The following is a 14,125-nucleotide window of genomic DNA, read 5'->3' on the forward strand; positions in this document are numbered from 1 at the left end:
CATTTTTTTCATTTTATTATTCATAACGCGACCTCCAGGGTAAAAAAAGAGAAAGCCTTTCCGATTACTTGTACAATCCGAGGCAGCCGGCGATATAGCCATTGCTGTACTGGATGCGGCGCAGCTGGACGATCGCTTTGCGGCGATCAGCCAAGGCGAACGGCAGCAGCAGTGCCGATACCGGCACCTTCACCGCCTGCTTGAGGAGATATCCGGGGCCGCGCTGCTTGCGGGCGGCATCGCTTATGCCCTGCCAATATACCCGGCGCAGAAACCATTTGCGGCTGATGCGGCTTTTGGCGATTTTATGGTCGACGACGGCATGCGGGGTGTAGCACACTTTATGCGTCGCCCGGATCCGGTCGATGAGCTCGCTCTCCTCGCTCGACAGCAGATTGCTGCCGACACGGCCGAGATCCTCGCGGAACGGGGCATGGCGCTTGAATACGTCCGCCCGGAAAGCGACGTTCGCCCCGAATGGAATCCGCGGAGCTTCCATCTCCGTGACGCCCGGCGCGTAATCAAGCACCGTGTACAGTGTCTTGAACATATCCGGCAGCCACTCCGGCTCGCCGCCTTCCCATACCGGGTCGATCTTGCCGCCTACGCATCCGATGCCGGCATCCCGCTCGAACACGTCGACGATCGCTCCCATCCAGCCCGGCTTCGCCACGGCGTCGTCGTCCAGGAAGAGGATGTATCGGCCTCTCGCTTCCCTGATGGCCCGGTTCCTCGCCGCCGACAAGCCGAGCGTCTCCTCCCGCACGCAGCGCACCCGCTCCGGTCCGACGCCAGCCGTGCGCTGCAGCTCCAGCATCGTCTCCCAGGTGCCGTCCGTCGATTTGTTGTCCACGACGAGCACCTCGTACTGCGAGAAATCGAACTGCTGCCGGAGCACGCTCCAGACCGCTTCCTTTGTGTCTTCGGCGCGGTTATGCGTACAGATTGCAACCGTTACCTTCATGCTTCCAACTCCGTTTCCGTATGGTCCTCCAGCTCCCGGGCAGCCTATTCGCCGCGTGCCGCCAGCAGCCCCCTGCCGAGCTCCCGCTCCAGCATCTCGCCCATCTCGGTCAGCAGAGGATGGCGAAGCTCAGGGTTGCGAATTGCGAACTCCAGCGTCGTAAGAATGAACCCCAGCTTCTCGCCGACATCATAACGGATTCCTTCGAAATCGTAGGCGTGCACGCCCTGATGCTCGTTGAGCCGCTGGATCGCGTCCGTGAGCTGGATCTCTCCTCCCGCTCCCGTCTCATGCCTGCCGAGGAATTCGAAAATTTCCGGCGTCAGCACATACCGGCCCATGATCGCCAGGTTGGAAGGCGCTTCTCCCGGTGCCGGCTTTTCCACGAACCGGTTGACGCCGTGCAGCCTGCTGAGCGGGTGATCCAGATTGCCGATCGGATCGACGATGCCGTAGCGATGCGTCTGCTCGACGCCTACGGTCTGGACCCCGATGACCGACTTGCCGGTCTGTTCATACTGCTCGATCAGCTGCCGCGTGCAAGGCACATCCGATTGCACGATGTCGTCCCCGAGCAGAACCGCGAACGGCTCGTCGCCGATGAAGTTGCGGGCGCACCAGACCGCATGGCCAAGACCTTTCGCTTCTTTTTGGCGGATATAGTGGATCTCTACGTTGGATGAGCGGCGGACCTTCTCCAGAATGTCCAGCTTGCCTTTCTCCTGGAGCGTATGCTCCAATTCGAACGCGATGTCGAAGTGGTCCTCGATCGCCCGCTTGCCCTTGCCGGTGACGACGATAATGTCCTCGATGCCGGACTCGATCGCCTCCTCGACGATGTACTGGATCGTCGGCTTGTCTACGATCGGGAGCATTTCCTTCGGCATCGCTTTGGTTGCCGGCAAAAATCGCGTTCCTAAGCCGGCGGCGGGAATGATCGCTTTTCTCACTTTTTGCATGACGCTCACCCTATCTATATGGAATGGTTTCATTTGCTTGAATACTCTTCCTTTTCGGCAAACCCCGCTGCAGGTACAGATCTTCATTGTTCCAGCAAAATCGCTGCAGGTACGGATCTTCATTGTTCCAGCAAAATCGCTGCAGGTACGGATCATTCTTCCGATCGCTGTTGAAGCCCCGATTCCTTGAATTTATTCCCTTTGGGGGAATCCGGTCTTCAAAGGCGAACGCTCTCGCTTCTCCAGAACGATTCCGTCCCTTCCGCTATCAGCTCTCACAAAAACCTAAACGTCGTTCCTCCGCTAACAGCTCAATTCCTCGCTTGAAAAGCCTGATTTGCTCGCGACACTCGCCATTCGCCGAAACAAGTTCATATCCGCCGCGCTCGTTTCTAACACAGCTCCGTTGCTGACGCATCGGTGAAGCCTCGCCGGTAATCTCCAAATCAACACAGGGGCATCGAACCCCGCCTCACGTCATGCCCTCGACGATGAACGTCTAAGGCCGCTGGCCCACAGCATGACCGAGTGCCTCCGGTGATAGAGGTGCAGGAGACATTACCTTGGCTTGATTCGGACCGCTTCGCCCGACTTGCCGGCCAATCCTCATGGCTGGAGGCGGCTCCATTTCCGCTTGCGGGAAAAATCCGTCCACCCTCCTTGCTCAAGCCTGCTCCTCGCTGCCGTAGTAGTAATAGTAGTAGCCGCTGTTGCCATCCCGGTCGACATTGTTGAGAACGACTCCAAGCATCCGCGACCCGGCATTTTCAAGCGTTTCCTTCGCTTTGCGCGCCGTATCGCTCTTGACCTTGCCGGCATCGATGACGAGCACGACGCCGTCGCATTTGCCGGCTACGATATGGGCATCCGTCACAGCCAGAATCGGAGGCGTGTCGACGATGACCTGGTCGTACTGTTCCTTGGCCAGCTCCAGCAGAGCGGCCATCGCTCTCGATCCGAGCATCTCGGAAGGGTTGGGAGGAGTTGGACCCGCTGTCAAAATGTCCAGATTGTCCACCTCCGAAGCCTGAACCCCCTGCTCGAGCGTGCTGCGCCCCTGCAGCACTCCGGTGAGTCCTCCCCGGTTGCTGAGGGAGAAGATATGATGCTGAGAAGGTTTCCGCATATCGGCATCGATCAGCAGCACTTTTTGCCCCGCCTGGGCAAAGGTGACCGCCATGTTGGCCGAAGTCGTGCTTTTGCCTTCTCCTGCTCGACAAGAGGTGACCATCAGCAGGTCGACAGGATCGTCGACTCCGGCGTAGTCCACTCCGGTGCGCAGCATCCGGTAAGATTCCGAGATCGGCGACTTCGGATTGCTCGCCGTTATTAGAGTCCAGTTACGCGTCAAGCGAGACATTGCTTTTCCTCCCCACATGGCCGGAAGCCGGTATCGTTCCCGTATTGTTCAGATTGCTGCCGCCCTTGGCCGTCGCCTCTCTCTCCTTGAACTTCGGTATCGCCGCAAGCACAGGAAGTCCAAGGACATCGCGGACATCTTCTTCGGACTTGATCGTGTCGTCGAGATACTCAAGCAGGAAGGCCAGCCCCAGACCCGCCAGCAGCGAAAGCGCGAACGCCGTGACGATATTGAGCTTGGCGTTCGGGGCGACCGGCGCGGCCCCGGCGGCAGGATCGGCTTGATTCAGAATCGAGACGTTGTCGACCTGCAGCAGCTTGGGAATTTCCTTGGAGAAGACGAGCGAGACGGCATTCACAATATTCGCTGCCCCGGCGAACGACTCGTCTCTGGCGGTGACCGACATGACCTGGGTGTCGTTGACCGATGTCACCGTCACCTTCCCGGCCAGCTCGCCTGCGCTTTGGTGGAGCTGCGGATATTCTTCGGCGACGATCTGCATGATGCGCGGCGTCTTGATGATTTCCTTGTAGGTCTTGATCAGCTGGATATTGCTGTTGATCATGCTGAGGTCGATGCTGGACATCAAACCGCCGCCGTCCTTGACCTGTCCGACGAGCAGCTTGGCCGACGCCTCGTATTGGGGTTTGGCGTACCAATACGAGTAGGTTGCGGCCAGCGAGCAGCTCACGATGACGATGGCTGCGATCAGCCATAGCCGCTTGCGGATGATGTAGGCATAATGTTTGATTTCCAAGATGTTCCCTCCAGTAAAAAATGGTTGAAAATACGAGAACAGACTCCTATTCGAATTATTAATTTTCTTTAATTATTCATTTCGAGAACTTTTGAAGAAAAAAAAAGAGCGGATTGCCCATTTGCTTCCTCTATCTTTTGGCGGCTTGTTAGTTTCTGTCCAAGAAATCATCCAGGCTTCCGCCGTGGAGAATATGCTCCATCAGATCCTCGAAGCTCTTATCGATGCCCTTCTTGTCCAGAAGAAGCGTCAGAAGCTCGGCCAGATCGATGCGCGGTTTCTGGCTTCCCGGCACATAGCGGTTCTTCTTGTAGTCGAACACGAATTCACGGCGGAGCGGATATTCCGTCACATACAGCAGCTCGGCAAGCGAATCGGATTGATTGGCGAGACCGAGGCTGTCATCCTCCGCGAGCACCTGAAGGAATTGGCGCAATTTCAGCTTTTTCTGCTCCATCTCCATAAATGCCTGCAGGCTCTCCCTTGTTCTCTGGATTTGCTCGTTCAGTCCCTCATATTCCGTGACAAGCGATAGTTTGCGGACCGCCATCCCTTTGTCCCTCCCTGTATCGTCGCTTCCATCGATGCTCGCCATGCGTGGATGATAAGCGCGTCTGTTGTCAGATCAAAGCTTCAGCATTCGGTATTTTCAGACACGGGCTGCCAGGGGATTGCAGTCAGCCTTCCAGCAGTTTCGCTGCTATTCAGCTTGTTGGTTCGATTATGACACAGTTCGTCGCAAAAGCTAGAGGGAAGAAAGATGTGTTTGGATTAGTCTTTCCTGTTCATTTTCAGGTCCTGTTTTCAAGTACCCTGCTCCTAGTTTTCATGCAATAAATGGTAGGAATATTCAGACTTGTTCACGTTTTCATGGAAATGTATGCGTTATCGTCCTCATCCATGGAAGCTTCCGCAGGGCTTCCATGAAGCAGACTATTGTCGCAGTCGCCTCCAGGTCCGTGAAAGAACAAAAAACCGCTCTCTTGAGCGGTTTTCCTGTTCTTGTCTCTGTTCCTTCTTGTTTCGGCGCCCCGACAGTAGTCCTATAACAGACGACCGCATTCAGGGACTTAGGAACGACAGGACGAAATGATGATGTCGTTCAAGGTTTTTCCAGGCCCGATTCGACAGAATTCGAGACTTTGGTCACGTCCGAAGAAACTTCCTTGACGCGAAATACCCAATATTTATTGGCTGCAAATCCGGCTCCGGTCGCAACGACAACGGCAATTCCTTTCGCAATCAGCGTATTCCAACCTAGTCCGCCGTGAAAAACAGCCAATACAGCGGTCGAAATTCCGAATGTGAACAGGTTCACGGCCAGAAACCGGAGCCATTCGCCTTTGCGTCCCGGTTCCGAGCTTCTGAATGTCCAGCTTCGGTTGACCAGATAGCTGTTGATTGTCGCGACTGCGTAGCTGATCGTCTGCGCGATCAAATAGTGGACACCAAAAACCGCGTTCAGAAGGCCGAAAATCGCATAATCCAGAACCGTATTCAATACGCCGGTCAATGCGTATTTCATTAACATTCCCATCGTAATCCACCCAATCCTTGTACGTCTCTACTGAAGCAAGCGATGACATCGGATTCAAGCGATGCCCTTCAATTAAAAGGGTATTTCTCCGATTTGTATGGAGTGCCTGTCATAGAGAAGGTAGTGATACCTAGAAGAGTATCCCATGTATCTTTATCCAGTCAAGTCAAGATGGATTTCATCCGCTCCTTGAACGGGTAATGAATGGACTCAGGCATAGACTTAGCGAATAGCATCCGAAAGAGGTATCGTCAGCATGAAAAAATGGACATCCGTTATGATCCTTTCCATCTCCGTTCTGATCATCGCCGCTCCCCTGTATTCCGGAGCCAAATCCGCTTTTGTTGCCGGACGGGACCCCGCCCCTGCCTGGACCGATGAAACTTTGGCCGCTCATGCTTTGGGCTCGGTGGACAACCATTTTTTTACGAATTCATACGAAGCCTTCCAACAGAATTATGAGAAGGGCTACCGGCTGTTCGAGGTCGATTTGCAGCTTACGACAGACGGATATCTGATCAGCCGTCACGACTGGGGCTCCTATCTCTACGACCGATTCCGCCAGGAGCTGCCCCGCTCGGAAATGGACAAGCCGACAAGCCGTAAAACGATCCTCGATCTGCCCATTTTGGACCACTATCATGCGATGAGCTTCGAGCAGATCTGCGATCTCATGCGCAAGAATACCGATATGTGGATCATTACGGACACGAAGGGTTCCACGGCGGAGGAAGCCCAGGCATCGTTCCAGGCTTTGATGAGAGCAGCCGGGACGGATACGGAAGTATTGAGCCGGATCATTCCCCAGGTCTACAGCCAGGAGATGTACGTCTGGATTGAACAGGTTCATTCCTTCTCTTCCTATATATACACGCTTTATCAATCTCCCGATACGGATAGCCAAGTGCTCGAATTCGTCCGGCGGACGGAATCCATCGATGCCGTCACGATGCCGGAGGACCGCGCACGCAAATCCGTCAAGCTGGTTCAGCAGCTCGCCTCGCTCCAGGTTCCAGTGTACGCCCACACCGTCAATGATCTCGAAGCGATTCGCTCGCTCCTTGCCTCCGGTGTTCATGGCGTATACAGCGACTCCATGACCTATGCGAGGATGGCTGCCGCCGGCATCTCCATCCCGGAAGGCAAGTAATTCCTTGTCGGCAATAATCTGTCAGATTATCGGGGAAAAGATATGTCCCCTTCCTCGTATTCGCAGGCAGGAATGCGCAGCCACATGAAGAACGTTTAACACGGAACCTTTTTTAGCCATGAAATTTGGGGCTATGGGTTGCATCCAAGGCACTCAATGATTATACTTACTTTACTAAAGGATTAGATTGCATGCGATTTAAGAACGGAAAAGCTTGATTCCGGGCTAATTGTAACGAATTCATAACCCTTTTTTAAGAATCTATTAATCTTGATTGGGTACAATATACTCAACCATTCGAATTGATTGGAGTGATAAGAACATGAGAACTCTGATTTCCTTCCAAAACAAGAAGATTCCTGTATATATCGCCGAACAAAACAATAAAAAAGCGCTCGACAAGTTAGGCGAGGTATTGAACCGCAAGCTTTCCACAGGCAAAAATGCTCTTAAAGGCTCCATACGTTCCCTGATCAGCGTCGAAATCTCGGGAAGCGAAGCCACTCTCCATACGATCAATGAAAAAGACACGCTAACGATTTCCCTTTATTGATCTCTTCCATGCCAATGCCGCCTGCCCCAGCAGGCGGCATTTTTGCATGGAGCTCCATTATGGTACAGTGGAATTACAATTCGTACATAGATCTCAAGGAGGAAACGCCCATGCTGTTTGTCGACAACCGGGATATGCATGATCCATCCCTTAACCTGGCTCTCGAAGAATATATTCTCCGCCATCTTCCCGCTGATCAGGATTATCTGCTGTTCTACATCAACGAACCGTCCATCATCATTGGAAAAAACCAGAATACGCTGGAGGAAATCAACGAAGACTATGTCAAGGAACAGAATATCCATGTCGTGCGCCGGCTATCCGGCGGCGGAGCCGTCTATCATGATCACGGCAACTTGAATTACAGCTTCATCACCAAGGATGATGGCGAATCCTTCCGCAACTATCGCAAATTCACGGAACCTGTCATTCAAGCGCTCCGCTCGTTGGGCGTAGAGGCCGAGCTCAGCGGTCGGAACGACATCCAGGTCGGCGAGCGCAAAATATCGGGGAACGCCCAGTTCGCGACACGAGGCCGCATGTTCACTCACGGCACTCTGCTGTTCCAGTCCGACATTGCTCATGTCGCATCGGCGCTCAAGCCGAATCCGGAGAAGTTCAAATCCAAGTCGACGAAGTCGATTCGAAGCCGTGTCGCCAACATTTCCGAGTTCCTGCAGAAGCCGATGACGGTGGAGCAGTTCCGCTCCTATCTGCTTGAGACCTTATATGATGGCCAGCCCGTCCAAGCCTACGAGCTGACGGATGCGGACTGGGATGGCGTCCGTACAATCTCGGAGGAGCGCTATCGCAACTGGGATTGGAACTACGGGCGTTCCCCTGCCTTCAATATGCGTCAAGTGAAGAGGCTTGCAGCGGGAACCTTCGATGTACGGCTGAATGTTGAGACCGGGCGTATCGAACAGGCTTCCATCTATGGAGATTTTTTTGGAACCAGCGAAGTTGCCGACCTTGAGAAGTTGCTTGCAGGAGTTCGCTATGAACAGCAATCCGTCCGCGAGGCGTTGTCCGATACCGATTTGACGCCTTTTTTAGGTCCCGTCAGCTTGGACGAGTTCATTGAACTTCTATTTTAACTCCAGTCTCTTCCTCTCCAGCATGCATTCAAGAGGCTGCTGCTGACCGAATAGCTTTCCATATCGGTTTTCCAATGCTCAAAACAGGGATTCCACTCCGGGATCCTTTTTGTTGTTTTCAAAACCATTACCCCCACTAAATAGTTCTATGAATAAAGAAAATATGTCGTAAACAGGGAATATGCCATTAAAACATTAATATTTTTTAATTCAAGAAATTTGGATATAAATATTAGTGTTATTATTTGTATAAATTAAAAATATCCTATGGAGGAAAAACATGAAAAATCTTTCATTCATTCTGGCGATGTCTGTACTTTCAGCCGTTCTGCTTGCCGGTTGTGCCAGCTAGTGCTCTTCCTGCCCATGAATCACAATCTTCTTCCCTGGTGCAGCTTGCATCCCCATCTAAAATTGCTCCTCAACAAACTCTCGTTAACGCTGGAAATTATGCCATTAATGGAGGCCAAGGATCGACATCGTTCAAATTCAGCAAAACCGTTGATACACCGGAAAGAATATATGTTCGAAATGATTCCTCGAAACCATTGAAACTATATCTTGTCAGTCCCAAGAATGTGAATTGGCTGGATCGGACCTTGCAGCCAGGTAAAGCGGTGACAAGCGAACCTTCATGGGGCAATGGACAAGTCGGTACCTGGACGTTCAAATACACCACGGCTGTTGGCTCAGATGGTTCGATTTATCTAGCCGTCGTGACGTCCAAATCCATGACAAACAGGCCATGATCAGCCATTTTGTCTACTCAAGCCGCTATCCTCTTCTAGGATGGCAGCTTATTCTGCTTGCGGCGGCGCTTCTGCTCTCCTGCTTAATGATGCATCTTTCCCATCCAGCCAGCAGAATTCAAATCAAAAAAGCCGAAATGCTCCATGATGGAGATTCCGGCCTGAATACAAGCAAGTCAGTGAAAGCATCATCCAAATTGGATGACACGGTTGTTGTCTCTTTGAAACCCTTGGTATCGGGAGCCGCGGAAGGTGAGCTTTCCGACATCCCCTTCAGCCAGCAAGCCGAAGTCCTTGCCCGTGACGGAAAATTCCATCCGGTCGCCGCTTTCGACTTCAAAGGTCGCATAATAATCGGTCAGCGTATGCTGATGCGAGCCTTCCTCGTAGGGCTGCTGGCTGCGGACTCGGGACCGCTTGCTGACCACGGCCGCCTTCACCGACAGCTGAGGCTGGGCGTTGTTGCGGCTCCAGCCCGAGTAGGATTTCCAGAGGCCCGCACCGATGATCACCGCAATGACTGCAATAAGAATCGTGAATGCCGTTCCTGCCGTGGAGAAGATCGATTCCATGCTCATCCCGGTCCCCATTCCCGCTCCCTCCCCAGATGTGTCCCCATGATGTACCTTAGTCCCATTGTATGACGGCCGAGCCGGCTTATTCTCCCGGATTGGCGGATCTTGTCCTAACGAGGGCTGGAGGTCGGAATCGTTGATGTTGATTGGGTTGAAGGTTTTCATCCCCTTCTTGAAGGCACTTTCACTTGATTGACATGCAAATAGAAGCCCCCGCATAGGGAGCTTCTATTCTATTTTTTAGTGAACTCTTCGATTCAACCCAAACGTCCGGAAGCCATGCGCTGCAGATCGCCTTCCTCAAGAAGCGGGAAGTGGCATGCGACTTGACGGCCAGGCAGCACCTCGCGAAGCAGAGGCTCTTCGGCCTTGCAGCGATCCTGCGCGAGCGGACAGCGCGGGTGGAAGCGGCAGCCCGATGGAGGGTTAGCCGGCGAAGGCACATCGCCCTTGAGAATGATGCGCTCCCGCTTAAGAGCCGGATTCGGCTTCGGAATGGAGGACAGCAGCGCGGCGGAATACGGATGCAGCGGCTTGTTGTACAATTCCTCCGTCGGGCCGACTTCTGCCAGCTTGCCCAGATACATGACGCCGACACGATCCGAGATATGGCGGACGACGTTGAGACCGTGGGCGATGAACAGGAACGTCAGGCCGAGCTCGCGCTGCAGCTTCGCCAGCAGGTTGAGCACCTGGGACTGGACGGATACGTCCAGGGCGCTGACGGCTTCGTCCGCGACGATGAACTTCGGATTGAGCGCGATCGCGCGCGCGATGCCGATCCGCTGGCGCTGGCCGCCGGAGAACTCATGCGGATAGCGATTGCGGCGGGAAGCGTCAAGGCCGACAAGCTCCATCAGCTCGACGACACGAGCGTCGATATCTTTTGCAGACATATTCGTATGCACCTTGAGCGGTTCACCGATCACATCGCTGACGCGGAAGCGCGGGTTCAGGGAGCCGAACGGATCCTGGAAGATGATCTGCAGATCCTGACGGAGATCGCGAAGCTTGCTGGTCCCAAGCGCATGAATGTTCTCTCCGTTATAAACGACCGATCCTTCCGTGGCGCTCTGCAGCCGCAGGATCACACGTCCGAGCGTCGACTTGCCGCAGCCGGATTCGCCGACGAGGCCGAATGTCTCCCCTTTTTTGATTTCCAGGGAAATATCGTCCACGGCTTTGACCTGGCCCACGACACGGCTGAGCAAGCCCTTCTTGATCGGGAAATACTTCTTGATATGTTTGACTTCAATCAAAGTTTCGCTGGACAGCTGCCTGCTCATACCGTTACCTCCCCTTGACTGCCGATGTTGATCCTTGGGGATAGAGGAGACTCATCGGAATGCTCCTCGAACAGCCAGCACGCTGCTTTGTGGTCGTTGCCGAGCTGGAAGAATCCCGGTTCCTCGCGGCGGCAAATATCCATCGCATGCGGACATCTAGGATGGAAGCGGCAGCCTCCCGGAAGCTGATTGATCCGCGGAATATTGCCTTTGATCGTGTAGAGCTCTTCATCCGTCTTCGCTTCAAATCCTGGAATCGACTTCAGCAGGCCGACCGTGTACGGATGGCTCGGCTTGCTGAAGATTTCCTCGACAGAGCCCTCTTCCATGATTCCCCCGGCATACATGACGACGATCCGATCGGCAACCTCGGCCGCTACGCCCATATCATGGGTGATGAGCACGACAGACATGCCCGTTTCCTTCTGCAGCTGTTTCAAGAGATCGAGGATTTGCGCCTGAACCGTTACATCCAGCGCCGTTGTCGGCTCATCCGCAATCAGCAGCTCCGGACGGCAAGCAAGAGCGATGGCGATGACGACGCGCTGGCACATGCCGCCGGACAACTCATGCGGATACTGCCGCGCACGAACCTCCGGAGACGGAATGCCGACCTCGCGAAGCAGATCGACAGCCATCTTCATAGCGTCCTTCGGGCTTTTCCTTTGATGGAGACGAAGGCTCTCGGCAATCTGCTCTCCGACCGTGAATACGGGATTGAGCGAAGACATCGGATCCTGGAAGATCATCGCGATCTGGTTGCCCCGGATACGGCGCATTTCATCCTGATCCTTTTCCGAAAGAACTTCGCCGTTGAATTTGATGTCGCCCTCGAGAATCATGCCTCCCGCGTAATCGATGAGACGCATGACGGCGAGCGAGGTGACGCTCTTGCCGCTGCCGCTCTCTCCTACGATGCATAGAGTCTGGCCCTCTTCCACGCTGAACGAAATCCGGTCGGTAGCCTTCAGGATCTCCTTGTTCACGAGGAAGCCGGCACTCATTTCGTTGACTTCGAGAATTTTGCGCGCCATTTTTCCAGCCTCCTTGGAGAAAGATGCATTTTTTGACGAGGATCCAGCGCATCGCGGATGCCGTCTCCGATGAAGTTGACCGACAGCACGACTAAAAAGATGCAAAGGCCTGGATATACGCCTTGGATGGGATCAATAAGCATGAATTCTTGAGCATTGCTGAGCATTTGGCCCCAGCTCGTTTGCGGCATTTGAATACCGAGTCCCAGGTAGGAAAGGCCCGACTCCGCCAGAATGGCCCCGCCCACCATCAAAGTCGCATTGACAATAATGGGAAAGCTTGCATTGCGCAGCAGATGGCGGAAGATGATGCCCCAGCTGGTGACGCCGATCGCTTTGGCTGCTTCCACATACTGCATTTCACGCAGCTGAAGGAAATTCCCTCGCACAAGACGCGCCACTCCCATCCAGCTCGTAAAGGACAGGATAAGAATAATATAAATGAACTTCGTGCCGAAAATGGCTCCAATCAGGATGTTCAGGAACAACGTGGGGATTGAAATCATCACATCAATCAAACGCATAAAGATAACATCAATCCAACCGCCGAAGTAACCGGATATAGCTCCAATCAACGAACCGATTAGAACAGACACCGCAGCGACGGAAAATCCAACCGTTAAGGAGACTCGTCCGCTAAAGACAATGCGGGAAAAGATATCCCTGCCCAATTCGTCCGTTCCCAAAAAGTGATTTCCGGTAAACGGCTTCAAATTAGAGTTCATCAAATCTTGCTTAGCGGGGTCATAAGGCGCGATGTACGGCGCCAGAATGGCCGACAATACAAAAATCAGCAAGATGGCCAGGCCTGTCATGGCAAAGGGATTGCGCTTGAACTTGTTCCATGTCTGTCTCCAAGGTCCAATCGGTTTATCCGCTTTGGGGGCAGCGCCGGTCTGGACAGGTAAGCTAGGATTGCTTGTAGGCTGCAGATTGGCGCTCATTAAGACTTGCCTCCTTTGCTCAGCTGAACTCGCGGATCAACAACGGCATACAAGATGTCTGCAATCAAATTGCCGACGACGACAAAGACGGCTCCGAGAAGCGTAATGGCCATCAAAACGGAATATTCACGGGAATTGGCCATCTCGACGAATAAACGTCCCATTCCCGGCCAGTTGAAGACGGCTTCCGTCAAGGCTGCACCGCCGACCAGGATAGGCAAGTCAAGGCCGAACAGAGTGATGAGCGGAATAAGCGCATTGCGCAAAGCATGCCTGAAAACAACCTTGTTCTCCTTCACGCCCTTGGCCCTTGCTGTACGGATATAATCCTGCTCCAACACCTCAAGCATGCTGGATCGGGCATATTTGAGATAACCGGCAAGCATGCCGAGAGACAACACCGATACAGGCAGAATCAAGTGCATGAACAAGTCCGGGATGTTGCCCTCCTTGCCCATTGTATACATGTCGGATAGAGGGAGCCAATCCAGCTTTAGAGAGAAGTAGCTCTGCAGAATAATGCCGAACCAGAAAGCTGGCATCGCGAATCCAGTATAAGAAATGAAGGATGCGGTCTGGTCAGAGAATCCGTATTCTTTGGTGCTGTTGTAGATGCCCCAGGGAATCGCGATAATCAAGGTCAGAATCCAGGCTGCTCCCATGAGAATCAATGTGTTTTTGACGGTAGGCCACAGAATGTCGCCAACAGGAATATTATTCTTGAATGTGGAGCCCAAATCACCGCTTAAGATATTGCCCATCCACTGTAAATACTGGACAGGAATAGGCTGATCAAGACCGAGTTCTTGAGCTTTGATCTTTCCGGCCTCAACTGACAAGCCTGGGGACAAGAAGATCTGGGTTGGACCGCCAGGTGCGGCATGGATTAAGCCGAAGGTAAAAACCGAAATCAGAAACAGTACGACGACGGACTGCAAAATCCGGCGGACAAGATACTCGCCCATCATTTAATCCTCCTCTGGAACATCAAAACTGAACTGAATGCTGGGCAGCTGCCGGCTTTGCGCCGGGCAGAACCGGTGTTCATCCGGGCTTAGGACCGGCCGGTTATGCGCAGGGCAAAACCGTCTTCCTTGACCATCAAATCGTAAAAATCGAGAAAGGAGAAAGGAGGAAGGACAGGGCCTTCCCCCTTTCAA

General features: G+C 53.3%; 14 protein-coding genes. 3 read left to right on the forward strand and 11 right to left on the reverse strand.

What is annotated here, in order from left to right; all coding sequences use genetic code 11:
• Positions 1–64: 64 nt before the first annotated feature.
• The 6 genes from CIC07_RS19750 to CIC07_RS19775 all read right to left on the reverse strand — a co-directional run bounded on the left by CIC07_RS19750 (position 65) and on the right by CIC07_RS19775 (position 5,553).
• Positions 65–964 carry a glycosyltransferase family 2 protein gene (locus CIC07_RS19750; protein WP_076353620.1) on the reverse strand — a complete coding sequence of 300 codons (900 nt, stop codon included), beginning with the start codon at positions 962–964 and terminating at the stop codon, positions 65–67.
• Between the two features lie 44 nt (positions 965–1,008).
• Positions 1,009–1,923, reverse strand: coding sequence for a UTP--glucose-1-phosphate uridylyltransferase GalU (galU, locus tag CIC07_RS19755; RefSeq protein WP_076353618.1), 915 nt, complete (start codon positions 1,921–1,923; stop codon positions 1,009–1,011).
• Between the two features lie 664 nt (positions 1,924–2,587).
• Entirely contained in the window at positions 2,588–3,283 is a 696-nt protein-coding gene (locus CIC07_RS19760; protein ID WP_076353616.1) for a CpsD/CapB family tyrosine-protein kinase, read from the reverse strand.
• The gene (locus CIC07_RS19765) at positions 3,264–4,040 is read right to left on the reverse strand and encodes a YveK family protein (RefSeq protein ID WP_076353614.1); all 777 of its coding nucleotides are present in this window, start codon (positions 4,038–4,040) and stop codon (positions 3,264–3,266) included. Before CIC07_RS19765 ends, CIC07_RS19760 begins: the two co-directional genes overlap by 20 nt.
• A 148-nt stretch (positions 4,041–4,188) precedes the next feature.
• Positions 4,189–4,590 carry a hypothetical protein gene (locus tag CIC07_RS19770; RefSeq protein ID WP_076353612.1) on the reverse strand — a complete coding sequence of 134 codons (402 nt, stop codon included), beginning with the start codon at positions 4,588–4,590 and terminating at the stop codon, positions 4,189–4,191.
• A gap of 552 nt (positions 4,591–5,142) precedes the next feature.
• Entirely contained in the window at positions 5,143–5,553 is a 411-nt protein-coding gene (locus CIC07_RS19775) for a GtrA family protein (protein ID WP_157741949.1), read from the reverse strand.
• A gap of 280 nt (positions 5,554–5,833) precedes the next feature.
• Here CIC07_RS19775 and CIC07_RS19780 point away from each other — a divergent pair, with 280 nt between their 5' ends.
• The 3 genes from CIC07_RS19780 (at position 5,834) to lplA (ending at position 8,377) form a co-directional block, all read left to right on the forward strand.
• A complete protein-coding gene (locus CIC07_RS19780) occupies positions 5,834–6,727 on the forward strand; it encodes a phosphatidylinositol-specific phospholipase C/glycerophosphodiester phosphodiesterase family protein (protein WP_076353608.1) in 894 nt (297 codons plus the stop codon).
• 322 nt (positions 6,728–7,049) lie between these two features.
• Entirely contained in the window at positions 7,050–7,280 is a 231-nt protein-coding gene (locus CIC07_RS19785; RefSeq protein ID WP_021879285.1) for a hypothetical protein, read from the forward strand.
• Between the two features lie 110 nt (positions 7,281–7,390).
• A complete protein-coding gene (gene lplA, locus CIC07_RS19790; RefSeq protein WP_076353606.1) occupies positions 7,391–8,377 on the forward strand; it encodes a lipoate--protein ligase in 987 nt (328 codons plus the stop codon).
• Positions 8,378–9,314: 937 nt separating this feature from the next.
• Here the strand turns inward: lplA and CIC07_RS19795 are convergent.
• The 5 genes from CIC07_RS19795 to CIC07_RS19815 form a co-directional block, all read right to left on the reverse strand.
• The gene (locus tag CIC07_RS19795; protein WP_200801142.1) at positions 9,315–9,716 is read right to left on the reverse strand and encodes a DUF2500 domain-containing protein; all 402 of its coding nucleotides are present in this window, start codon (positions 9,714–9,716) and stop codon (positions 9,315–9,317) included.
• A gap of 242 nt (positions 9,717–9,958) precedes the next feature.
• Entirely contained in the window at positions 9,959–10,987 is a 1,029-nt protein-coding gene (locus tag CIC07_RS19800) for an ABC transporter ATP-binding protein (RefSeq protein ID WP_076353604.1), read from the reverse strand.
• Entirely contained in the window at positions 10,984–12,021 is a 1,038-nt protein-coding gene (locus CIC07_RS19805; protein ID WP_076353602.1) for an ABC transporter ATP-binding protein, read from the reverse strand. Before CIC07_RS19805 ends, CIC07_RS19800 begins: the two co-directional genes overlap by 4 nt.
• The gene (locus tag CIC07_RS19810; protein WP_076353600.1) at positions 11,988–12,965 is read right to left on the reverse strand and encodes an ABC transporter permease; all 978 of its coding nucleotides are present in this window, start codon (positions 12,963–12,965) and stop codon (positions 11,988–11,990) included. Before CIC07_RS19810 ends, CIC07_RS19805 begins: the two co-directional genes overlap by 34 nt.
• The gene (locus tag CIC07_RS19815) at positions 12,965–13,930 is read right to left on the reverse strand and encodes an ABC transporter permease (protein WP_076353598.1); all 966 of its coding nucleotides are present in this window, start codon (positions 13,928–13,930) and stop codon (positions 12,965–12,967) included. Before CIC07_RS19815 ends, CIC07_RS19810 begins: the two co-directional genes overlap by 1 nt.
• Positions 13,931–14,125 lie beyond the last annotated feature (195 nt).

It is taken from the genome of Paenibacillus sp. RUD330 (assembly GCF_002243345.2).
Classification (GTDB): Bacteria; Bacillota; Bacilli; order Paenibacillales; family Paenibacillaceae; genus Paenibacillus_O.